Origin of the sequence: Apilactobacillus nanyangensis (genome assembly GCF_016861915.1) — a bacterium.
Taxonomy (GTDB): Bacteria; Bacillota; Bacilli; order Lactobacillales; family Lactobacillaceae; genus Apilactobacillus; species Apilactobacillus nanyangensis.
Genome location: NZ_BOLX01000008.1, coordinates 49,991 through 73,603 on the forward strand (window position 1 = coordinate 49,991; position 23,613 = coordinate 73,603).

20 protein-coding genes are annotated in these 23,613 nt (G+C 37.0%); 18 read left to right on the plus strand and 2 right to left on the minus strand.

Going from position 1 to position 23,613, the window contains the following annotated elements:
* The first annotated feature begins 5 nt into the window (after positions 1-5).
* On the plus strand, positions 6-1,619 hold the full coding sequence (gene groL / locus JUD45_RS03710) for a chaperonin GroEL (RefSeq protein ID WP_053792505.1): 1,614 nt from the start codon (positions 6-8) through the stop codon (positions 1,617-1,619).
* A gap of 103 nt (positions 1,620-1,722) precedes the next feature.
* Positions 1,723-2,820 (plus strand): glycosyltransferase family 4 protein, encoded by a 1,098-nt coding sequence (locus JUD45_RS03715; protein WP_225424294.1) that lies wholly within the window; start codon positions 1,723-1,725, stop codon positions 2,818-2,820.
* Between the two features lie 19 nt (positions 2,821-2,839).
* On the opposite strand, the gene JUD45_RS03720 is transcribed toward JUD45_RS03715, so the two are convergent.
* Positions 2,840-3,490: a YigZ family protein gene (locus JUD45_RS03720; RefSeq protein WP_138726998.1), complete on the minus strand. Its 651-nt coding sequence runs from the start codon at positions 3,488-3,490 to the stop codon at positions 2,840-2,842.
* Positions 3,491-3,753: 263 nt separating this feature from the next.
* On the opposite strand from JUD45_RS03720, the gene JUD45_RS03725 reads away from it, so the two are divergent.
* The 16 genes from JUD45_RS03725 (at position 3,754) to whiA (ending at position 22,962) form a co-directional block, all read left to right on the plus strand.
* Entirely contained in the window at positions 3,754-4,878 is a 1,125-nt protein-coding gene (locus JUD45_RS03725) for an ATP-dependent helicase ComFA (RefSeq protein ID WP_236018482.1), read from the plus strand.
* Positions 4,879-5,032: 154 nt separating this feature from the next.
* Positions 5,033-5,548, plus strand: a complete 516-nt coding sequence (locus JUD45_RS03730) for a ComF family protein (protein ID WP_190238370.1) — start codon at positions 5,033-5,035, stop codon at positions 5,546-5,548.
* A 150-nt stretch (positions 5,549-5,698) separates the two neighbouring features.
* Positions 5,699-8,062: a preprotein translocase subunit SecA gene (secA, locus tag JUD45_RS03735; RefSeq protein WP_138726995.1), complete on the plus strand. Its 2,364-nt coding sequence runs from the start codon at positions 5,699-5,701 to the stop codon at positions 8,060-8,062.
* 56 nt (positions 8,063-8,118) lie between these two features.
* A protein-coding gene (prfB, locus tag JUD45_RS03740; RefSeq protein WP_138726994.1) for a peptide chain release factor 2 occupies positions 8,119-9,235 on the plus strand; the annotation gives its coding sequence in 2 pieces (ribosomal slippage) (positions 8,119-8,190 and positions 8,192-9,235; 1,116 coding nt in all).
* A 10-nt stretch (positions 9,236-9,245) separates the two neighbouring features.
* Complete coding sequence (locus JUD45_RS03745; RefSeq protein WP_138726993.1) at positions 9,246-10,400, plus strand: PDZ domain-containing protein; 1,155 nt, start codon at positions 9,246-9,248, stop codon at positions 10,398-10,400.
* A 54-nt stretch (positions 10,401-10,454) separates the two neighbouring features.
* Entirely contained in the window at positions 10,455-10,724 is a 270-nt protein-coding gene (locus JUD45_RS03750; RefSeq protein ID WP_138726992.1) for a PspC domain-containing protein, read from the plus strand.
* An 11-nt stretch (positions 10,725-10,735) separates the two neighbouring features.
* Entirely contained in the window at positions 10,736-11,071 is a 336-nt protein-coding gene (locus tag JUD45_RS03755; protein ID WP_138726991.1) for a phage holin family protein, read from the plus strand.
* Positions 11,072-11,135: 64 nt separating this feature from the next.
* Positions 11,136-12,074 carry an HPr(Ser) kinase/phosphatase gene (gene hprK, locus JUD45_RS03760; protein WP_034534642.1) on the plus strand — a complete coding sequence of 313 codons (939 nt, stop codon included), beginning with the start codon at positions 11,136-11,138 and terminating at the stop codon, positions 12,072-12,074.
* 16 nt (positions 12,075-12,090) lie between these two features.
* Positions 12,091-12,921 carry a prolipoprotein diacylglyceryl transferase gene (gene lgt, locus JUD45_RS03765; protein WP_187155793.1) on the plus strand — a complete coding sequence of 277 codons (831 nt, stop codon included), beginning with the start codon at positions 12,091-12,093 and terminating at the stop codon, positions 12,919-12,921.
* A gap of 21 nt (positions 12,922-12,942) precedes the next feature.
* Entirely contained in the window at positions 12,943-13,959 is a 1,017-nt protein-coding gene (locus JUD45_RS03770) for an NAD(P)H-dependent glycerol-3-phosphate dehydrogenase (protein WP_138726989.1), read from the plus strand.
* 43 nt (positions 13,960-14,002) lie between these two features.
* A complete protein-coding gene (gene galU, locus JUD45_RS03775) occupies positions 14,003-14,878 on the plus strand; it encodes a UTP--glucose-1-phosphate uridylyltransferase GalU (protein WP_138726988.1) in 876 nt (291 codons plus the stop codon).
* Between the two features lie 84 nt (positions 14,879-14,962).
* On the plus strand, positions 14,963-15,886 hold the full coding sequence (trxB, locus tag JUD45_RS03780; RefSeq protein ID WP_138726987.1) for a thioredoxin-disulfide reductase: 924 nt from the start codon (positions 14,963-14,965) through the stop codon (positions 15,884-15,886).
* Between the two features lie 159 nt (positions 15,887-16,045).
* Positions 16,046-18,052: an excinuclease ABC subunit UvrB gene (gene uvrB / locus JUD45_RS03785; protein WP_276530041.1), complete on the plus strand. Its 2,007-nt coding sequence runs from the start codon at positions 16,046-16,048 to the stop codon at positions 18,050-18,052.
* 13 nt (positions 18,053-18,065) lie between these two features.
* Positions 18,066-20,921, plus strand: coding sequence for an excinuclease ABC subunit UvrA (gene uvrA, locus JUD45_RS03790; RefSeq protein ID WP_187155791.1), 2,856 nt, complete (start codon positions 18,066-18,068; stop codon positions 20,919-20,921).
* A 104-nt stretch (positions 20,922-21,025) separates the two neighbouring features.
* Positions 21,026-22,012 (plus strand): gluconeogenesis factor YvcK family protein, encoded by a 987-nt coding sequence (locus JUD45_RS03795; protein ID WP_138727033.1) that lies wholly within the window; start codon positions 21,026-21,028, stop codon positions 22,010-22,012.
* An 11-nt stretch (positions 22,013-22,023) separates the two neighbouring features.
* Positions 22,024-22,962 carry a DNA-binding protein WhiA gene (gene whiA, locus JUD45_RS03800; RefSeq protein WP_187155790.1) on the plus strand — a complete coding sequence of 313 codons (939 nt, stop codon included), beginning with the start codon at positions 22,024-22,026 and terminating at the stop codon, positions 22,960-22,962.
* Between the two features lie 52 nt (positions 22,963-23,014).
* Here whiA and clpP read toward each other — a convergent pair whose 3' ends face one another.
* A complete protein-coding gene (gene clpP / locus JUD45_RS03805) occupies positions 23,015-23,608 on the minus strand; it encodes an ATP-dependent Clp endopeptidase proteolytic subunit ClpP (protein WP_034531950.1) in 594 nt (197 codons plus the stop codon).
* Positions 23,609-23,613: the final 5 nt, after the last annotated feature.

The window sequence follows — 23,613 nt, forward strand, 5'->3', positions numbered from 1 at the left end:
AAAAAATGGCTAAGGAAGTTAAATTCTCAGAAGACGCAAGACGTTCAATGCTAAGAGGTGTTGATAAACTTGCAAACACTGTTAAGACTACATTAGGACCAAAGGGTAGAAACGTTGTTGTTGAACAATCAACAGGAACACCAAACATTACTAATGATGGTGTTACAATCGCTAAGTCAATTGAACTACCAAATCATTTTGAAAACATGGGTGCTAAGTTAGTATCAGAAGTTGCATCAAAGACTGATGACATTGCCGGTGACGGTACTACAACTGCAACTGTATTAACTCAAGCAATCGTTAACGAAGGTATGAAGAACGTTACTGCTGGTGCCAACCCAGTTGGTGTTCGTCGCGGTATCGAAAAGGCAACTGAAGTAGCCGTTGAAAAGCTACACAAGATGTCAAACGAAATTAAGAGCAAGAATGACATTGCTCAAATCGCTTCAATTTCAGCTGCTAACCCAGAAGTTGGTGAACTAATCGCCGACGCAATGGAAAAGGTTGGAAACGATGGTGTTATCACTGTTGAAGATTCACGTGGTGTTAACACAACTATGGACGTTGTAGAAGGTATGCAATTTGATCGTGGGTACATGTCACAATACATGGTTACCGACAACGACAAGATGCAAGCTGACTTAGACAACCCATACATCCTAGTTACTGACAAGAAGATTAACAACATTCAAGAAATCCTACCAGTACTACAATCAGTTGTTGAACAAGGTCGTTCACTTCTAATCATCGCCGATGATATTGGTGGTGAAGCACTACCAACATTGGTACTAAACAAGATGCGTGGTACTTTCAACGTTGTTGCTGTTAAGGCTCCTGGTTTTGGTGACCGTCGTAAAGCTCAACTACAAGATATTTCAGTTCTTACAGGTGCTACTTTAATCACTGACGACTTAGGATTAAACCTAAAGGACGTAACTATTGACCAATTAGGTCAAGCAAACAAGGTTAACGTTACTAAGGATGACACTACAATCGTTCAAGGTGCCGGTGACAAGGACCAACTTGCAGCACGTGTTGCTGAAATCAAGAACCAACTAGAAACTACTACATCAGAATTCGACAAAGAAAAGCTACGTGAACGTTTAGCTAAATTAGCCGGTGGTGTTGCTGTTATCCGTGTTGGTGCAGCCACAGAAACTGAACTAAAAGAACGTAAGTACAGAATTGAAGATGCATTGAACTCAACTAGAGCTGCCGTTGAAGAAGGATTTGTTCCTGGTGGTGGTACAGCCTTCATCAACATCCTAAAGGATTTAGAAGAAATTCCTGCTGAAGGTGACGAAAAGACAGGTGTAAACATTGTTTTACGTGCCCTAGAAGCTCCAGTTAGACAAATCGCCCACAATGCCGGAATTGATGGTTCAATTGTTGTTGAACATTTAAAAGGCAAAGAAATGGGTATTGGTTTCAATGCTGCTACTGGTGAATATGAAGACATGGTTAAGGCCGGAGTTGTTGACCCAACTAAGGTATCAAGATCAGCACTTCAAAACGCTGCATCTGTATCAGCATTACTATTAACTACTGAAGCAGTTGTTGCCAATCTACCAGAAGAAAAGAAAGATCCAATGAATCCTTCAATGGGTCCAATGATGTAACAAAAAAGGTTCCCTGTGGGAACCTTTTTTGTTTTGCCTTGTTTTTAATCTATTACATTTGTATAATTTATTAATAGTAATATAAAACGAAAGGATAACGACTATGCTAAAATTCGAAATTATCGTTTCTCTGTTCGCGACAATGCTAATTTCTGCTGTGGTAACACCGTTCATTAGAAAGCTAGCATTTCGCTGGGGAGCTATTGATAGTCCAAATAAGCGAAGAATGAATAAAATTCCAATGCCGACATTAGGGGGATTGGCAATATTTTTTTCGTATACGATTGCAACGATGTTTCTATTAAGAAGCCAGATGCCAACCCACCAACTTTATGGAATGTTTGCGGGTCAGGTAATTATCATTATTACAGGAATAATCGATGATATTATTGTCTTAAAGCCTCGCCAAAAGGTATTTGGAATTAGCTTGGCAGCAATCATTGTTTATTTCTTCGGAAATATTCAAATGAGTAATGTATCATTACCATTCATTGGAACTTTTAGTTTGGGATGGTTAAGTTTACCGGTTACTCTAATTTGGATTTTAGCAATCACTAATGCCGTTAACTTAATTGACGGTCTAGATGGATTAGCAACAGGGGTGGCAGTTATTGCTTTGACCACCATGGGAATTACCGGGTTCTTCTTCCTAAATGTTGGAAACGTTTATGTTTCAATCATGATTTTTGCACTAGTTGCAGCATGTTTAGGATTTTTACCTTATAACTTTTTCCCAGCTAGAATTTATCTAGGGGATACTGGTTCATTGTTCATCGGTTTCATGATTTCAATCTTCTCATTGAACGGATTGAAGAATGCGACATTTATTACCGTAATTATTCCAGTGATTATCCTTGGTGTTCCAATCACTGACACAATTTACGCAATCCTACGTAGAATGTTAAACAAGCAACCAATTATGCATGCAGACAAACGACACTTACATCACCGTTTGATGCAAATCGGATTGACTCATCGTCAAACTGTATTAGTAATCTATGGAATTGCTTTGATTTTCTCATTCATTTCATTGCTATACCCAATCTCAACAATTTGGGGTTCAATATTACTAACGATTGCAACGTTAATCGGTTTGGAACTATTCGTTGAATCAATCGGTTTAGCGGGTAAGGATAGACAACCATTACTAAACGCAATTAAAAAAGTCGTTAAAGAAAACACAAGTAAAGATAACCACTAAAAAAAGAATGGCCATTTGGTCATTCTTTTTTGTATGGATCATAATCAACTTCAAAGTATTTTTCATCGCCATCGTGCATTTCCACACGACCGTTTAGTAAATCAATCACTTTTTGTTTAAATTCTTCAATCTTGGGATTATCAATGGCAACAATCACAGACACCTTGTCGGTATATTGAGTATCGATAATGTTAATTCCGTTTTCTTCTAAATGATAATTTAATTGATCAAACAGGTTATAAGCAACCTCGATGGTGATTTCTGTTTGTAAAATCTTTTTAACGATGCCGACGTGTTCGATGGCTTTGGTGGTGGCATTACTATAAGCACGGATTAAACCTCCAGCACCTAACTTAATTCCACCGAAGTATCTAGTGACAACGGCAGCAGTGTTGTGAACACCGATGTTTTTTAACGCTTCTAGTATTGGCACACCAGCAGTTCCTGATGGTTCACCATTATCACTAGCGCGTTGAATTGAATCGTCTTGGCCAATCACATAGGCATGACAGTTGTGAGTGGCTTTTTTATGTTCTTCTTTGACGCTATTAACGAAAGCAATTGCTTCTTCTTCATTTGAAACTCTAGCGATTGAACAGATAAACTGCGATTTTTTGATATCAATCTCGTTGATACCATTTTCTTTAATTGTGAGATAATCTTTTTCCATTTAAATGTTTTCACCTCAGAAATTAGCTTTTTTCGTACTTAATTATGGTGATAATTATGATTAAAGATGTTTCTGAATTATATGGCAGACAAATCAACGCCACGATGGTTGATAAAAACCTTTTAGATAATTCAATTGTTCATAAATACGTTCCAATTAAGGTTAACAGTAACAATATCTATTGTAAACGATGCGGACAAAAAACGCCCGTAAACAGGTGTAAATTGCCCAACAATAATTATTATTGTCCGGTTTGCATTAATTTGGATCGGGTAACTAAAAGTATTCCATTAGTGTATGCAGACGAACCAAATGATTTTGCAATTAAGCAGCCGGTCTTAACGTGGCAGGGCCAATTAACTAACGAGCAGGAAAAGTGTTCTAAAGATATTATCGAAGTCTTTGATAACAACAAGACACACCTATTATGGGCAGTTACTGGGGCAGGTAAGACGGAAATGCTGTTTAAAGGAATTGAAAAAGCGCTAACTAAGGGCAAACGAGTCTGCATTGCATCACCGCGAGTAGACGTTTGTGTTGAACTTTACCCGAGAATTAAGGAAGCGTTTGCTAACACATCGATGATTCTTTTACACGGCCGTAATCCACAACCATATCACTATGCGCAGCTGACGATTTGCACAACACATCAACTATTGCGATTTTATCGGGCTTTTGATGTCTTGATTATTGATGAGGTTGATTCATTCCCATTTGTAAATAATGAGGGACTACATTTTGCTGTCGACAATGCAACGAAAGAAAAGAGTGCCAAACTGTTTTTAACGGCCACACCGACTAATCTAATGACCAAGAAAATCAAGACAAACAAGTTAACCGCTAGCTACTTACCAATTCGATTTCACCGGCATCTATTACCTGAGATTAAATTAAAGTATACAAAGAAGTGGCGTGAGAATTTGAAGAAACAAAAGCTGCCAAGAATACTGTTGCATAAGATTGACGAAAAGGTTAAAAGAAACCAACGATTTTTGTTGTTTGTGCCCCGCATTGCTGATTTAAAACCAATCAGTGATATTTTGGCAAAACAGTTTGACGTCAGTAAATGGGAGACCGTCTTTTCTAGTGATGACAAACGAATGGAAAAGGTATCCGATATGCGTGAACAACGTAAGCTATTTTTGATTACTACCACTATTTTAGAAAGAGGTGTTACTTTTCCTGGAATCGATGTAATTGTGTTTGGGGCAGAAGACGAGGCCTTTTCGACATCATCATTGGTACAAATAGCAGGAAGAGTGGGGAGAAAACGTGATCTACCAACTGGTGAAGTTTTATTTTTAGCAGAAGAAAATACATTGGCAATTAAAAGTGCCATTAATCAGATCGAGTATATGAATAAGAAGGCGAAAAGGCTAAATGGATAGCTGTCTGCTATGTAATAAGGTGATGATATATGACATGTCACTTTCTTTTTTATTGAGTTTTAAAAGACTACCAAAGAGATATGTTTGTGCAGAATGTATGAACCGATTTGTGAGAATCGACCAGACTAAAACTTGCAAGTATTGTGGCCGTCAGATGGATAAGCCTGGAATATGTATTGATTGTCAGAAGTGGCATCAACTAGGGGAGGATTTTGTTAATCAATCTATCTTTCAATACAACGACGCGATGAAAGATTTTATGCATCGTTATAAGTTTGTCGGAGATTATCAGCTACGAATGATTTTTCAAGAAGAAATTAGAAAAGTGATTAGAAAAGATGTATTAATAGTTCCAATTCCAATTAGTACAGAAACAGAGATTAGTCGCGGATTTAACCAAGTTATTGGACTGCTAGGTGATATTGAATATGAAAACGCGTTAATGGTGAAAAGCAGTCATAAAGTGCGCCAATCTTCGCTTAATCGTAAGCAAAGGATCAGTAATAAACAGATTTTTTCGATTAATCCAAAAAGCATATCCGCTATAACGAATAAAAAAGTATTATTAGTAGATGACATTTACACGACTGGAACCACAATTAGACATGCTAAAGACATTCTTATGGAAAATGGTGCCAAACGAGTTTTAGGATTAACATTATGTCGATAAGATAAGTTATTTCTATATAATAGCTATTTTTTTAGAAGAATTAGATAATCTGTTTTTAAAAATGATAATTAAATGTTAGAATAAGAAAGATAGAATTTATATAAAACGAATAAAACATTAAAAACTAATTCACGGAAGGAAAATAAACAAATGGCTAACATTTTAAGAAAATGGGTCGAAAGCGATAAGCGTGAAGTTAAAAGACTTAGTAAGATAGCTGACAAGGTTGAAGCATATGCCGATGAAATCAGCAAATTAAGCGATGACGAACTAAAAGCTAAAACCCCAGAATTTCAACAACGTTATCAAGATGGGGAAACTCTTGATGACTTACTACCAGAAGCATTTGCAGTTGCCAGAGAAGGTGCTACTCGTGTATTAGGTTTGACTCCTTTCCATGTTCAAATCATGGGTGGAATTGTTCTACATGAAGGTAACATTTCAGAAATGAAGACTGGTGAAGGTAAGACATTGACTGCCACTATGCCAGTATACTTAAATGCATTAGCTGGTAAGGGTGTTCACGTTATTACTGTTAACGAATACCTATCACAACGTGATGCTGAACAAATGGGTGAACTATACAACTGGTTAGGTTTATCAGTAGGTGTTAACTTAACTGAAAAGAGCCCAGAAGAAAAACGTGAAGCATACAATGCCGACATTACTTACTCAACTAACAGTGAAATCGGTTTTGATTACTTACGTGATAACATGGTTGTTTACAAAGAAGACATGGTTCAAAGACCTTTGAACTTTGCTATCGTCGATGAAGTTGACTCCATCTTAATTGATGAAGCTAGAACTCCATTGATTATTTCAGGACAAGCTAAAGGTTCATCAGAACTATACATGCAAGCTGATCAATTTGCTAAGACATTAAAGGAAAAAGATGACTTCAAGATTGACTTGGAATCAAAGACTGTTTCTCTAAATGATCAAGGAATTGAAAAGGCTGAAAAGTACTTCAACTTAAAGAACCTATATGACACTGATAACACAGCATTGACTCACCACATTGATGAAGCTTTGCGTGCTAACTACATCATGATTAAGGATAAGGATTACGTTGTTTCTGACGACGAAGTACTTATCGTTGATTCATTTACTGGTCGTATCATGGACGGTCGTCGTTTCTCTGATGGATTACACCAAGCCATTGAAGCTAAAGAAGGCGTAACCATTCAAGAAGAAAGTAAGACAATGGCCAATATTACTTACCAAAACTTATTCAGAATGTACAGCAAGCTTGCTGGTATGACTGGTACTGCAAAGACAGAAGCTGATGAATTTAGAGAAATCTACAACATGGACGTTATCTCAATTCCAACCAACAGACCGGTTGCCAGAGTGGACGAACCTGACTTGTTGTACCCAACTCTACAATCAAAATTCGATGCTGTAGTAGATGAAATTAAAGAATTACACGATAAGGGACAACCAATCTTAATTGGTACTGTTGCCGTTGAAACTTCAGAATACATTTCAAAACGTTTAGACGATGCTGGTATTAAACACGAAGTGCTAAATGCCAAGAACCATGCTAAAGAAGCTGAAATCGTCGCAAATGCTGGTCAAAAGGGTGCGGTAACTATCGCCACCAACATGGCCGGTCGTGGTACTGATATTAAATTAGGACCGGGTGTTGTTGAATTAGGTGGACTTGCCGTTATTGGTACTGAAAGACACGAATCCAGACGTATCGATAACCAATTACGTGGACGTTCAGGACGTCAAGGTGATCCAGGTCTATCACAATTCTACCTATCACTAGAAGATGACCTAATGCGTCGTTTCGGTTCTGATAAGATTAAGAACTTTTTGGAAAGAATGAAAGTTGATGGTGATTCTGCTGTTATTAAGAGTCGTTTAATCACTAAGCAAGTTGAATCAGCACAAAAACGTGTTGAAGGTAACAACTATGATTCAAGAAAACAAGTTCTACAATATGATGACGTTATGAGACAACAACGTAGCGTTATTTATAACGAAAGATACCAAGTAATCACTGAAGATAAGTCATTGGATTGGGTTATGAAACCAATGGTTAAGAGAACAATCAACCGCATTGTTAACTTACACACTCAAGGTGACAAGAAGGACTGGGATTTAAGTACTATTCTAGACTTTGCTATTAGTGCACTTGTTAGCCCTGATATGATTAGCCTATCTGACTTAGAAGATAAGTCAGCTGATGAAATCAAGGAATTCTTGGTTGAATTATCTGAAAAAGTTTACAAGGAAAAGAAAGAACAACTATACGACCCAGAACAAATGCTAGAATTTGAAAAGGTTGTTATTTTAAGAGTTGTTGATTCTCACTGGACTGATCATATTGATGAAATGGATCAATTGAGACAATCAATTGGTTTAAGAGGTTATGGTCAATTGAACCCATTAGTTGAATACCAACGTGAAGGTTATCAAATGTTTGAAGAAATGGTCTCAGATATTGATTACGATGCCACAAGATTGTTCATGAAAGCTGAAATCAGACAAAACATCGAAAGATAATAATAAAGCGAAGATGAACAGGAGTTCACTTCGCTTTTTTGGTAAGGAGAGTAAGAATGGAACTAGCTGATGCTAAAAATGAAATAAGTCAAATCAAAAAAGCCATCCAAGGCTTTAGGGGGTCTCTTTGACTTAGATTCCCTTCAAGAAAGCATTGAAATTAACGAAGCTAAGATGGCCGAACCTGGATTCTGGGATAATCCAGAAACAGCTCAAAGCTTTATTAATGAAAACAATCGTTTAAAGAAAAAGTACGATAATTTTAATGAACTTAATGAAGAGGCTGAAGACCTAGAAGTTAATCTAGAATTAATCGAAGAAGAAAATGATGATTCAATGATGGAGGAATTCGAAGAGTCTTTAGCAAAAACTAAGTCACATCTTGAAAAGTACAGATTAGGAATGCTACTAAATGGTAAGTATGACTCCAATAATGCAATCTTGGAAATCCATCCAGGTGCTGGTGGAACTGAATCACATGATTGGGGAATGATGTTATTTAGAATGTATACTAGATGGGCAGAACAAAATGGTTTTAAATTAGAAACTTTGAACTACCAAGCTGGCGAAGTTGCTGGAATTGATACAGCAACAATCTTAGTTAGTGGTGAAAATGCATACGGATATCTAAAATCAGAAAAAGGTGTCCACCGTTTAGTTAGAATTTCACCATTTGATTCTGCCGGCCGTCGTCATACATCATTTGCCTCTGTCGATGTAATGCCAGAATTAGATGACACTGTCGATATTGAGATTAATCCTGCCGACTTACGAGTTGATGTATACCGTGCCAGTGGTGCCGGTGGACAACACGTTAACAAGACTTCTTCAGCAGTTCGTATTACTCATGAACCTACCGGGATTGTAGTGGCCAGTCAAGCTCAACGTTCACAACTACAAAATAGAGAAACTGCCATGAATATGTTGAAATCCAAACTTTACGAATTAGAAGAAGAAAAGAAGGAACAACAAAAGGCACAATTAGAGGGTGAACAAAAAGAGATTGGTTGGGGTTCACAAATCAGATCTTATGTTTTCCATCCATATTCAATGGTTAAGGACCATCGAACAAACTATGAAACAGCAAAGGCACAAGATGTGATGGATGGAGATATTAATCCATTCATTAATGCATACTTGCAATGGAAATTAAGTAAAAGAAATCCAGAATAGGGGTATTTAAATGAACAGTTTATGGATGACATTGTTAATATTCGTTCAACCGGTATTGTGGTTGGGAATATTAAGAAATTACATTATCTACCGCAAACGTATTAAACGTGAAAGAAATGATTTTAACACTTCAATATCACCAAACGATTTTGAAATGAAACATTTTTGGTTGAGTTTCGTAATTCTTGGAATTATTGGAAGTATTGTTTCAATGGCCTTAGGAATTTATCTATCGCTTCCTTGGATCATTATCTATGAAGCTCTGATAATAATTAACTTGATTATTATTCCAGGTCAATTCTTTACAGTGTTAAATTTAGTGATTGCGACTGCTTTGACATTTGCAACATATAAATTTGATTTATTTACTTATATTAATATAGAGAAAATCAACACTTCATCTATCTCACTATCAAATGCATTAATGTTATTAGTGACAGTATTCTTCGTTTCCGCATTGTATATGAAGATGTTCTTAGGAAATTATCAATCGCCAAAGATTTTTAAAAACCAACGTGGAAATAAGGTTGCTGGATACTTAAGCAAGGAATTCGCAGTTCTACCAATTGCTGTATTAATTCCTGGCGATCAAATTCATGCGTTGATTGATTGGTGGCCAGTATTTTCAATGGGACAACACCAATTTACAATCTTTATTTTACCGGTACTGATTGGAATCAGATTTACTATTTTTAAATCAATGCCAAAAGAATTTTTCAAAAAGTTGTCTAATCGTTTGTTATGGTTAACATGTTTGGGTATTATTCTAGTTGTTGCAACTTATCTACTAAATGGATTGGATAACATTGAATTGATTTCAATGGCTGTAATGGCAGTGGTTTACTTACTAGTTTTGATTAGAACCAAACGCAAAGATAGTAAAAAAGCTAAGTGGTTTTCAGATGCGGTTAATGGCTTAAGAGTAATTGCCGTTAGAAAAGACACACCAGCTGAAAAGATGGGTGTTGAAATGGGTGATTTAATCGTCGAAGTTAACAACATTCAAGTAAGTACTGAAGATGATTTCTACAAAGCCACTTTGACATCACCAACATTTTGTCGATTAAAAGTATTGAACAGACAAGATCGTATCAAAATTATGGAAAGTGCCATTTACAGTGATTCACCAAACGAGCTTGGTGTAGTTGTAATTAAAGAAAAGTAACTTAAGATTGATTTAATAAACGTTATTTAAAATGTCATTCAACGAGGAGGTATTATGATGACTAAAATTTACCGTTCACAAACAGATCGTGTATTAACAGGATTATTAGGCGGAATTGCCGAATATTTCCATATCAATTCTCAAATTTTAAGAATTATATTTGTGGTTCTATCTATTTTTCCGGGCCATCTCATTGCCGGATTATTAATTTATGTAATTTGTTTAGTGGTAGTTCCAGCAAATCCCAATGTTTACGGTGTACACAAAAACACTGATAAGCAAACTCGTCGCAATTTAACAGACGTTGATGAATTTGATAAGTAAGAGGTGAACCCATGAGAATTCTAGGAAGAATATTGATTAACACATTGCTGTTTATTGCAATTGCCGGCTTCTTCCAGGGAAGCTTTTATGTAGCTTCAATTGGAACAGCAGTAGTAGCAGCAATTGTTTTAGCAATTCTAAACGCACTGGTAAAACCAGTTTTGTTTATTTTATCCTTGCCAATTAACTTGGTAACACTAGGATTATTCAGTATTATATTGAATGGAATAATGTTGGAACTAACATCATTTGTGGTGGGAAACACCTTCCATTTTGCTTCATTCGGGATGGCAGTGATTGTTGCTTTGATTATGTCAATTTGTAACGTCATTTTGTCTGATTACTAAATTAGTTTTTAAAAAAATATAATAACATGATAAAATTATCTTATAATAAAGTGGAGGAAAGACTATGGCATACAGCGTAACGGTTGCCGATCTTGTTGAAAATACTCACCTAGATATTTTCTATGGTGAAGAATACTTAGATCGACCAATCACCACGAGCGACATTTCACGCCCCGGTTTGGAATTAACAGGATACTTTAATTACTACCCATCAAAGAGAATTCAATTACTTGGTATTACTGAAACATCATATGCTAAGGGAATGGATAGTAATGAACTGTTTGATGTAATGAAGAAGATGTGTTTACCAGAAACACCAGCATTTGTTATTTCAACTCAATTAGATCCACCTGATGAATTAATTCGTGCTGCTAAGAACCAACACATTCCAGTATTGGGTTCTAAGTTAACAACTTCTCGAGTACTAAGTAACATGACTAACTACTTGGAAGGTAAATTAGCTGAAAGAAAATCAATTCATGGTGTGCTAATTGACGTATACGGTTTAGGGGTACTAATGACAGGGGACTCTGGAATTGGTAAGAGTGAAACTGCCTTAGAACTTGTTAAACGTGGTCACAGATTAATTGCTGATGATCGTGTTGAAGTTTATCAACAAGATGAACAAACACTAATTGGACAAGCGCCGATGATTCTAAGACACCTATTAGAAATTAGAGGAATTGGGATTATTGATGTTATGAACCTATTTGGTGCTGGTGCCGTTCGTTCACAGACCAAGGTTGATTTAATTGTTCACCTAGAAAACTGGTCTGATGATACTCCATATGATAGATTAGGTAATGGCGACGAAACTCGTCGTATCTTTGACGTTGATGTTCAAAGAGTAAGCATTCCTGTTAAAACCGGTCGTAACTTAGCTATCATTATCGAAGCAGCAGCTATGAACTACCGTGCTAAGAAGATGGGTTATGATGCTACAAAGGTATTCGATGATAACCTAAACAATCTAATTAAAGAAAATTCAGGCAACAAAAAATAATCCTCTTTTTTAGGAAGTGAATATAATGTCAATTGCGTTAAATCCAATTGCGTTTAACCTTGGACCTATCTTGGTTCACTGGTATGGTATTTTTATTGCCACAGCAGTCTTAATTGCTGTTTATCTATCAGTTAAAGAAGGAAGAAAACGCGGGATTCAACCTGATAATATTTACGATATGATTCTATGGGCTTTGCCGGTGGCAATCATTTGTGCTCGTATTTATTATGTTGTATTTCAATGGTCTTACTACAGTCAACACCTAAATGAGATTGTTAAAATATGGGATGGAGGAATTGCCATCTATGGTGCCTTGATTGGTGCTTTTGTAGTGGTATTCTTATACTGTAGAAGTAAGTTAATTTCGGTATGGGCAATGCTTGATGTAATTGCACCAACCGTAATTATGGGTCAAGGAATTGGTAGATGGGGAAACTTCATGAACCAAGAAGCTTTTGGTAAAATTACCAGCTTAGCATTCTTGAAGTCATTAAACCTACCAAGTTTTATTATTAACCAAATGTTTATTCAAGGATTTTATCGCCAACCAACGTTCTTATATGAATCATTATGGGATTTGTTAGGATTTGTTTTATTAATGAATCTTCGTCAAATTCAAGGATTCTTCAAACGTGGTGAAGTGATATTATCATATGTTATTTGGTACTCATTCGGACGATTCTTCGTTGAAGGGATGAGAACTGACAGTTTAATGCTATTTAGTGGAATTAGAGTTTCACAATTACTATCGATTGTTTTATTTATTGGTGCAATCGGGTTAATGATCTATCGTCGAAAACATGATTCTGATTTGCCTTACTACTTAGATGGTAGCAAGTTACAATAATTTTAAGGAGCTATATTTATTATGGTAGAAAAAATTGCAGTATTAGGAGCAGGCTCATGGGGAAGCATGCTTGCTAATATTTTAGTCGAAAATGGTAATGAAGTGCGTTTATGGTCATACAAACAATCACAAGTTGATGAACTAAACAATAAACACACAAACGAAAAATACATCAAAGACTTTACATATCCAAAAGAACTAGTTGCTTACGCTGATATGAAGGAAGCAATTAGAGGCGTTGATGATATTTTATTTGTTGTTCCAGCGCAAGTTACAAGAAGCACAGCTAAACAAGTAAATGAAATCCTAGAAGAACTAGACATGAAAGTAAACATCATTCATGGTAGCAAGGGAATCGAACAAAAGACTTACAAACGTATGTCAGAAGTTCTAGCTGATGAAATCGATGAAAGCCATCGTAGATCAATTTCAGTAATTTCAGGACCTAGTCAAGCTGAATCAGTTGCTAAACATGATATTACATTGGTAACTACTGCTTCAGAAAACATCAAAGATGCTGAACATATTCAATCATTATTCATTAATGACTACTTCAGAGTTTATACTAATGACGACATTATTGGTGTTGAAATTGGTGCTGCTCTAAAGAATATTATCGCTATTGGTGCTGGTGCACTTTACGGATTAGGTTATGCTGATAACGCTAAAGCAGCATTGATGACTCGTGGACTTGCTGAAATTTCTCGTTTGGGAACTTCATTCGGCGCTAATCCATTAACATTCACTGGTCTGTCAGGATTTGGTGATGTGATTGTTACTGCAACAAGTAGTGACTCACGTAACTGGCGTGCAGGATATCAACTAGGTAAGGGAGAAACCTTAGATGATATCGTTAAGAACATGGGAATGGTTATTGAAGGTATCGCAACTGCAGAAGCTGCGTACGAACTAGCCAACCAACGTGGCATTGATATGCCAATTACTTCAGCAATTTACAAGGTACTACACAAAGAAATTACAATTGATGATGCAATTTCTCAATTAATGCACCGTAAAGGTAGAGCTGAATTAGATTAAGATTTAAGAAATAGAAAAATATAAAAAATAGGAGTTTATATTCATGAAGAAAATCAGAAAAGCAATTATCCCAGCAGCAGGTTTAGGAACAAGATTCCTACCAGAAACTAAGGCGATGCCAAAGGAAATGCTACCAGTAGTTGATAAGCCAGCAATTCAATTGATTGTTGAAGAAGCTATTGAATCTGGTATTACAGATATCTTAATTATTATTGGTAAGGGTAAACGTGCTATTGAAGATCATTTTGATTCAAACACCGAACTTGAATTGAACCTTGAATCAAAAGGTAAGGAAAAGATGCTAAAGGCTGTTAAGAAAACTAACGGTTTGAACATTTACTTTAAGCGTCAAGAACATCCTAATGGTTTAGGTGATGCCGTTCACACTGCAAAGAGCTTCGTTGGTGAGGATCCGTTTGTTATTATGCTAGGAGATGACTTAATGACAGATGAAACTCCATTGACTAAGCAATTAATTGATAGTTATGAAGAAACTGGTTCATCAACACTTGCTGTTATGAAGGTTCCTCATGAAGATACATCAAAATATGGTGTTATCAATCCAGCTAAAGAAGTTAGAGATGGATTATACGACGTTACTAATTTTGTTGAAAAGCCAAATCCAGAAGATGCTCCAAGTGATTTAGCAATTATTGGTCGTTACTTATTAACTGCTGACATTTTTGATATTCTTGAAAACACAAAACCTGGTAAAGGTAATGAAATTCAATTAACTGATGCCATTGATACTTTAAACAAAAAGGGTAAAGTATATGCTCACGAATTTAAGGGTGAAAGATACGACACTGGTAACAAGTTTGGTTGGTTACAAACTAACATCGAATTTGGTCTACAACATCCAGAAGTTTCTGATGAATTAAAACAATACATCAAGGATCTAGCTAAGAAGTTAGATTAAAATTAGTTTGTGTGCAAATTAATGGACAAATGTTTTATATGATAGTAAAGTATCATATATTAATTCAATGAAAGGAGGAGCTTAATTATGGAAAAGTATGACGTAATTATTATTGGTGCAGGGCCTGGTGGAATGACTTCTGCACTATATGCTTCTCGTGCAAATTTATCAGTAATGATGATTGACCGTGGTATTTACGGTGGTCAAATGAACAATACTGCTGAAATCGAAAACTACCCAGGATTTAAGTCAATTCTAGGACCAGATTTAGCAAAAGAAATGTATGAAAGTTCTACAAACTTCGGTGCCAAGTATGAATACGGAACTGTAGAATCAATCGAAGATAAAGGTGATTCTAAGATTGTTACTACTGATCAAGGTAGCTATGAAGCTGCTGCCGTAATCATTGGTACAGGTTCACAATACAGAAAACTAGGCGTTCCTGGTGAAGATGAATATGGTGGAAGAGGTGTCTCATACTGTGCCGTATGTGATGGGGCATTCTTCAAGAACCGTGAAGTTGTAGTTGTCGGTGGTGGAGATTCAGCTATCTCTGAAGCATTATACCTAGCAGGTTTAGCTTCAAAGGTTACTGTTATTCACCGTCGTGATCAACTACGTGCACAAAAGGTTATTCAAGACCGTGCATTTGCTAACGACAAGATTGAATTTATTTGGGACACTAACGTAACTGAAGTTGTTGGTGACGACATGAAGGTTACTGGTGTTAAGACTATCAACAATAAGACAAACGAAGAAGGCGAAGTTGCCGCTTCAGGTGTATTTATTTACGTTGGTAACAACCCAATGACCGAACCTTTCAGTAACTTAAACATTACTGACGAAAAGGGTTGGATTAAGACAAACGAACGTATGGAAACTTCAGTAAAGGGAATCTTTGCTATTGGTGACGTACGTGAAAAAGAATTGAGACAAGTAACTACTGCTGTTGGTGACGGTGGTATTGCTGGTCAAAACGCATTTGAATACGTATCTTCATTACACTAAAAAGTGTGATTAAAAAGACTGGTCTAAAGGCCAGTCTTTTTTGTGCCTACAAGGAGAACATTAGTTTTAGAAAGTTTGTTCGTATGTTAAAATATTATTAAACTAAAGTGAATGAGCCTAGAGCTCCGAGTTAAAAACAAAGGAGGACTTTGTTTGGAAATAAAACGTGAAGAGAACAATAAATTTGATTTAGTCTCGAAATACAAACCTACTGGAGACCAACCTGAAGCAATTAGTAAGTTAACTAAGGGTGTTTTGGATGGTCAAAAGAACCAAATCTTATTAGGTGCCACTGGGACTGGTAAGACATTTACCATTTCTAATGTGATTAAAAACGTTAATAAGCCCACATTGATTTTGTCTCATAATAAGACACTTGCTGGACAACTATACAGCGAATTTAAGGAATTCTTCCCGAACAATGCGGTTGAATACTTTGTCAGTTATTATGATTACTATCAACCTGAAGCTTATGTTCCATCAAGTGACACATACATTGAAAAGGATTCTTCGATTAACGATGAAATTGATAAACTTCGTCATGCTGCTACTAACTCATTGCTTACCAGAAATGATGTTATTATCGTTGCATCCGTTTCATCGATCTTTGGATTAGGTAGTCCTAAGGAATACTACAAGCACACCATTCCATTGAGTGTTGGCCAACAAATTGAAAGAGATGAACTACTTAGAAAGTTAGTCGAAATTCAATTTGATAGAAACGATATCGATTTCCAACGTGGTCGTTTCAGAGTCCATGGGGACGTTGTCGATATTTTCCCTGCTTCTGGGGACCAACATGCATACCGAGTTGAATTCTTCGGTGATGAAATTGATTCAATTAAAGAAATCGATACATTAACCGGTGAGTTCATCGGTAAGAAAGACGATATTATTATCTTCCCTGCGACCCACTTCTTAACCGATGATCAAAACATGGATCACGCTTTGAAGGGTATCAAGGAAGAAATGAAGGAACAAGTTGCCGAATTCGAAAAAGAGGGTAAGCTATTAGAAGCCCAACGTTTGAAGCAACGTACCACTTATGATATCGAAATGATGGCCGAAATGGGTTACACCAACGGGATTGAAAATTATTCTAGATACATGGATAACAGGAAACCTGGTGAAGCCCCTTACACATTATTAGATTTCTTCCCCGACGATTACTTGTTAGTTGTCGATGAATCTCACCAAACATTGCCACAAGTCGGTGGAATGTACAACGGTGATAAGGCCAGAAAAGAACGTTTAATTGAATATGGATTCAGACTACCAAGTGCTTTGGACAACCGTCCATTGAAGATGCCTGAATTCAAAGAACGTGTTAACCAAGCAATCTACATGTCAGCCACTCCTGGTCCACGTGAACTAGAAGAAACCGCTGAAAAGAACATCGTTCAACAAATCATTCGACCAACCGGACTATTGGATCCAACTGTTGAAGTGCGTCCAATCATGGGTCAAATGGATGACTTAGTTGGCGAAATTAATGAAAGAATTGCCAAGAATGAAAGAACCTTTGTAACCACCTTAACCAAGAAGATGTCCGAAGATTTAACCGACTATCTAAAGGACTTAGGAATCAAGGTTGCATACCTTCATTCAGACGTTAAGACGCTGGAACGTACTAAGATTATTCGTGACCTTCGTTTAGGTAAATACGATGTATTAGTAGGGATTAACCTTCTAAGAGAAGGAATTGACGTTCCTGAAGTATCATTGGTTGCCATTTTGGATGCAGATAAAGAAGGTTTCCTAAGAAATGAACGTTCATTAATTCAAACAATTGGTCGTGCTGCCAGAAATGAAAATGGTGCGGTTATTATGTATGCCGATAACATGACTGATTCAATGCAAAAGGCGATTGACGAAACCGCAAGAAGAAGAAGTATTCAAAAGAAATACAACGAAGACCATGGTATTACACCACATACCATCAAGAAGCCAATTAGAGACCTTATTAGTTACGACAATAATAAGAATGACGATTCTTCAGAAGAGCACTCATTTGTTGAATCAGACTTCCAAAAGCTATCTAAGAAGGATCAAAAGCAAATGATTGAAACATTGACCAAGGAAATGAAGCATGCAGCTGCTAAACTCGATTTCGAAAAGGCGGCAGCTTTGCGTGATACTGTCATGGAATTAAAGGGTCAAATGTAAGGGGGGCAAAAACTTGCAAAACGATAAAATTGTCATTAAAGGTGCCAGAGCACATAACTTAAAAGACATCAGTGTTGAAATTCCTAAGAACAAATTGACTGTTATGACCGGTTTATCAGGTTCAGGAAAGAGTTCATTGGCATTCGATACACTATATGCTGAAGGACAACGTCGATACGTTGAAAGTTTGTCTTCATACGCACGTCAATTCTTGGGTCAAATGGACAAACCGGACGTAGATTCAATCGAAGGATTGAGTCCAGCGATTGCGATTGATCAAAAAACCACTTCCAAGAATCCACGTTCAACAGTCGGAACCGTTACTGAAATTAACGATTACTTTAGATTACTATGGGCACGTGTTGGAACACCAATCTGTCCAAACGATGGAACCAAGATTACTAGGCAATCAATTGATCAAATGATTGATGAAGTTCTTGCTCTTCCGGAAAGAACCAAGCTGCAAATCTTATCTCCCGTGGTTAGACAACAAAGGGGTCAACACAAGAAGGTTATCGATAAGATCAAGCGTGAAGGCTTCGTTAGATACCGTGCAGACGGTGAAGTTCACGAAATCGAAGATGATGTTAAACTAGACAAGAACAAGTATCATGACATCGAAATCGTTGTTGATAGAATCATCGTTAAAGATGGTATCAAATCACGTTTATCAGATTCACTTGAAACCGCATTGAGGCTAAGTGATGGTTACGCCGTTGCCGACTTGATGGGTAAGGGTGACAACCTAATTTTCTCCGAACACTATGCATGTCCACTTTGTGGGTTTACCGTTAGTGAATTGGAACCACGTCTATTCTCATTCAACTCACCAATCGGCGCTTGTCCAAGCTGTGATGGTTTAGGGATTAAACTAGAAGTAGATGAAAGTTTAGTTGTTCCTGACAAGGATAAGACATTAAACGAAGGGGCAATCGAACCATGGAATCCGATTAGTTCCAAGTTCTACCCAAGCTTACTAGAGCAAGCTTGTGAAGCATTTGGTATCGATATGGATACTCCATTTAAAAAGTTGCCTAAGAAGCAACGTGACCTAATTTTATACGGTTCAAACGGAAAAAAATTCCATTTCCACTTCAACAGTAACTTTGGTGGTATCAGAGACACTGATGCACCTTTTGAAGGGGTTATTAACAACATTGACCGTCGTTACAAGGAAACTAACAGTGACTTTACTAGGGATCAAATGCGTCTATATATGACTGAATTAACATGTCAAACCTGTCACGGTTTCCGTTTAAACAAGGAAGCATTAAGTGTGAAGGTTGACGGTTTAAATATTAGTGAAGCAACCGATTTAGACGTTGTTAAGGAACTAAACTTCTTTTCTCAATTGAAGTTCGGTGAAAAGGATAGCGTCGTTGCTAAACCAATCCTAAAGGAAATTATCGATCGATTAACTTTCTTGAAGAATGTTGGACTGGACTATCTAACACTTTCCAGAACTGCCGGAACTCTATCTGGTGGTGAATCTCAACGTATTCGTTTAGCCACTCAAATTGGATCAAACCTATCAGGAGTGCTATACGTATTGGACGAACCATCAATTGGTTTACACCAACGTGATAACGACCGTTTGATTTCTTCACTAAAATCAATGCGTGACTTGGGTAATACCCTAGTTGTCGTAGAACACGGTGAAGACACTCAACGCTCAGCTGATTACATCGTTGATATCGGACCGGGTGCCGGAACCAATGGTGGTAAGGTGATGGCTGTCGGAACTCCTGATGAAGTTGCTCAAAACGACAACTCACTAACTGGTCAATACCTATCAGGTAAGAAGTTCGTTCCTGTTCCATTGAATCGTCGCAAGGGTAACGGTAAGAAGATTAAGGTTACCGGAGCTTCTGAAAATAACTTAAAGAACGTTACAGCAGAAATTCCATTAGGTGAATTTAACGTTGTAACTGGTGTTTCAGGTTCGGGTAAATCAACATTAATTAATCGCATTGTTAAACGTGCCATTGCCCAAAAGTTAAACCATAACTCTGAAAAACCAGGTAAGTACAAGTCAATCTCTGGTTACAAGAATATCGATAAGCTAATTAACATTGACCAAAGCCCAATCGGAAGAACTCCTCGTAGTAATCCTGCTACTTATACCGGAGTATTTGATGACATTAGAACATTGTTTGCTGAAACCAACGAAGCTAAACTTCGTGGCTACCAAAAGGGTCGTTTCAGTTTCAATGTTAAGGGTGGTCGTTGTGAAACTTGTCATGGGGATGGAATCCTAAAGATTGAAATGAACTTCCTACCAGATGTTTACGTACCTTGTGAAGTTTGCCATGGAAAACGTTATAATGCTGAAACACTGGAAGTAGAATATAAGGGTAAGAACATTTCCGATGTCTTAGATATGACTGTGGATCAAGCACTTGATTTCTTCTCTTCAATTCCAAAGATTACTAGAAAACTAGAAACTATTGATGAAGTAGGCCTTGGCTATGTTCAACTTGGCCAATCAGCAACTACCTTGTCTGGTGGGGAAGCCCAAAGAATGAAGCTGGCTTCTGAACTATACAAGAAGTCAGCTGGAAACAACTTGTACATCTTAGATGAACCAACCATTGGTTTACACACAGATGATATCAATCGTTTGCTAGTTGTCCTGCACGAACTAGTCGAACAAGGCAATACTGTTTTAATTATCGAACATAACCTAGACGTGATTAAGACAGCTGATCACATTATCGACTTAGGACCTGAAGGAGGAGATGGTGGTGGTGAAATCATTGCTACTGGAACCCCTGAAGAAATCGTGAAGGTCAAGGAAAGTTATACTGGTCAATACTTAAAGCCAGTCTTAGAACGTGATACCAAACGAACTAAAGAAGCAAGAAAATAAAAAAAGCGTGATGACACGCTTTTTTATTTGCCTTTGAAATGACACGCCCGGGTATGTGTGTTATACTTTCTTAGTTGAAAAAATTGAAAGGAGGAAACGATTTGATGAAAGACAATCAAGCCAGAAAAAACGTTGTCGTAATCGGTGGTGGAACTGGTTTACCAGTTATCTTAAATAATCTAAAAAACGAAAATGTCGACATCACCGCGATTGTTAACATATCAGATGACGGTGGATCATCAGGTCGTTTGCGCAATGAAATTAATATTGTTCCTCCTGGAGATATTCGAAATGTCTTAGTATCGCTATCTAATTTGTCAAAAGACAAACTGGACTTATTTCAATACCGTTTTAAAAAGGGCGATCATTTCTTGTCTGAACATTCGTTAGGTAACTTAATCATTGCCGCGATGACTGAAATGAAGGGTGATGTGAATATTGCCGTTGAAGCACTAAGTCAGATGATGGAAATAACTGGAAAAATTTATCCAGCCACTAACGAGAAGTTACAGCTATGCGCTGAATTCGATGATGGTTCAACCATGACTGGAGAATACGAGATTACCTATGCGGATAAAAAAATTAACCGCGTTTGGGTAGAATCCAGTGACAATCAAGATGAAATCCCACATGCTAACCAAAAGGTCATTGATGCCATTTTGGCTGCAGACCAAATTGTGTTAGGGCCAGGCAGTCTATTCACCAGCATCTTGCCAAACCTAATGATTAAGAACCTAGGAGAGGCTGTTTTAGCGTCTAAAGCACAGGTAGTATACATTTGTAATATCATGACGCAAAAGGGTGAAACTGACCGTTTTTCAGACGCTCAGCATGTTGAAGTGCTGAACCGTCACATGAAGTCCAACTTCATTGATATCGTAATCGTAAACAAACAACCAGTTGATACCGATTTAATTAATCGAGAAGTTTTTAACGAGATTGAAAATCCGGTTAAACACGATGAAAAAGCAATTAAGGCAATGGGATGTCAATGCATCTATGATGACTTCTTAATGCTAAGTCACCAAGGGGCATTTCATGACGGAAAAAAAGTTGCCGATACATTATTCAAACTGGTTTCAAAAAGATAGGATGATTAAAAATGTCATACGCAAGTGACGTAAAAAAGGAGCTAACGACTCTAGAAGTTCATAAGGAAAACGCCAAGGCAGAACTAATGGCGCTAATTCGAATGAATGGTTCGATTTCGTTAGCCAATCGCAAAATTATTTTAAATATTCAAACAGAAAATCCAGCCATCGCGCGTCGTATCTACAAATTAATTTTAGAATTTTACGAGGTGGAAAGTAAGCTTGTTGTTAGAAAGAAAATGAAGTTAAACAAGAACAATGTTTACGTCGTAAGAATTGCTAACCAAGCTCAAGCAATCCTAGATGATTTAGGGATTTTTGATAACTACCAAATCGTTGAAAGAGTGCCAATCGAGTTACTAAAGGATGATTCTCAAGTGAGATCATATTTAAGAGGGGCATTTTTAGCTGGAGGTTCAGTTAATAATCCTGAAACTTCTAGATATCATCTAGAAATCTACTCATTGTACGAAGAACACAATGACATGATTTCTGAAATGATGAATAAATACGAATTGAATTCAAGAACAACCGATCGAAGAAGTGGATACATCACATACTTGAAGGAAGCAGAAAAGATTGCTAACTTCTTGCAACTAATTGGTGCAACCAATGCGATGTTGAAATTTGAAGATGTCAGAATTATGCGTGATATGAGAAATTCTGTGAATAGATTAGTAAACTGTGAAAATGCTAATATGAACAAGGTTGCTAATGCATCAACTAAGCAAATTTCTAATATTCAATTCATTGATGATACAGTTGGTTTAGATAAGCTGCCTGAAAAACTATACGAAGTGGCCATTACTAGAATTAAGATGCCTGAGGTTAGTTTGAAGGAACTAAGTGAATCATTGCCAAGTGGTCCAATTTCCAAGTCTGGGATTAACCATCGTTTGAGAAAAATCAACGAATTCGCTGATAAAATCAGAGAAGAAGCTGTTTCATAAAACAAGCACAAAAAAAGACGTTAACCGAAGTTAACGTCTTTTTATTATCTAATTATTTTCTTTCAGAACTGTTAGTCATGATACTATCAATCAATCCATAGTCGACAGCTTCTTGAGCACTTAAGTACTTATCACGTTCAGTATCTAGGTTAACCTTTTCAATTGATTGACCTGAGTTTTGAGCTAAGATTTCGTTGATCATCTTTCTAGTCTTTAAGATTGATTCGGCAGCGATGGCAATTTCAGTTTGTTGACCTTGAGCACCACCAGAAGGTTGGTGAATCAATACTTCAGAGTGAGGTAGAGCAAAACGCTTACCCTTGGTACCTGAAGAAGCCAAGACACTGGCCATTGATGCAGCCATACCCATAACGATAGTTTGAACATCAGCCTTGATGAATTGCATAGTGTCGTAAATTGCCATACCGGCAGTTACAACACCACCAGGTGAGTTGATGTATAAGTAGATGTCTTTTTCAGAATCTTGTGCATCTAGGAATAATAATTGAGCAATGATGGTGTTTGCCATGTTGTCTTCAATTGGACCAGATAACATAATAATTCTGTCTTTTAATAATCTTGAGTAAATGTCATATGCGCGTTCACCGTTAGATGATTGTTCAATGACAGTTGGGACTAAATTCATAATTT

What these genes read in the sequence shown, in the direction of transcription:
- groL (WP_053792505.1), top strand. Translation starts at nt 6, where the DNA reads ATGGCTAAGGAAGTTAAATTCTCAGAAGACGCAAGACGTTCAATGCTA.
- JUD45_RS03715 (WP_225424294.1), top strand. Translation starts at nt 1,723, where the DNA reads ATGCTAAAATTCGAAATTATCGTTTCTCTGTTCGCGACAATGCTAATT.
- JUD45_RS03720 (WP_138726998.1), bottom strand. Translation starts at nt 3,490, where the DNA reads ATGGAAAAAGATTATCTCACAATTAAAGAAAATGGTATCAACGAGATT.
- JUD45_RS03730 (WP_190238370.1), top strand. Translation starts at nt 5,033, where the DNA reads ATGGATAAGCCTGGAATATGTATTGATTGTCAGAAGTGGCATCAACTA.
- secA (WP_138726995.1), top strand. Translation starts at nt 5,699, where the DNA reads ATGGCTAACATTTTAAGAAAATGGGTCGAAAGCGATAAGCGTGAAGTT.
- JUD45_RS03745 (WP_138726993.1), top strand. Translation starts at nt 9,246, where the DNA reads ATGAACAGTTTATGGATGACATTGTTAATATTCGTTCAACCGGTATTG.
- JUD45_RS03750 (WP_138726992.1), top strand. Translation starts at nt 10,455, where the DNA reads ATGATGACTAAAATTTACCGTTCACAAACAGATCGTGTATTAACAGGA.
- JUD45_RS03755 (WP_138726991.1), top strand. Translation starts at nt 10,736, where the DNA reads ATGAGAATTCTAGGAAGAATATTGATTAACACATTGCTGTTTATTGCA.
- hprK (WP_034534642.1), top strand. Translation starts at nt 11,136, where the DNA reads ATGGCATACAGCGTAACGGTTGCCGATCTTGTTGAAAATACTCACCTA.
- JUD45_RS03770 (WP_138726989.1), top strand. Translation starts at nt 12,943, where the DNA reads ATGGTAGAAAAAATTGCAGTATTAGGAGCAGGCTCATGGGGAAGCATG.
- galU (WP_138726988.1), top strand. Translation starts at nt 14,003, where the DNA reads ATGAAGAAAATCAGAAAAGCAATTATCCCAGCAGCAGGTTTAGGAACA.
- JUD45_RS03795 (WP_138727033.1), top strand. Translation starts at nt 21,026, where the DNA reads ATGAAAGACAATCAAGCCAGAAAAAACGTTGTCGTAATCGGTGGTGGA.
- whiA (WP_187155790.1), top strand. Translation starts at nt 22,024, where the DNA reads ATGTCATACGCAAGTGACGTAAAAAAGGAGCTAACGACTCTAGAAGTT.
- clpP (WP_034531950.1), bottom strand. Translation starts at nt 23,608, where the DNA reads ATGAATTTAGTCCCAACTGTCATTGAACAATCATCTAACGGTGAACGC.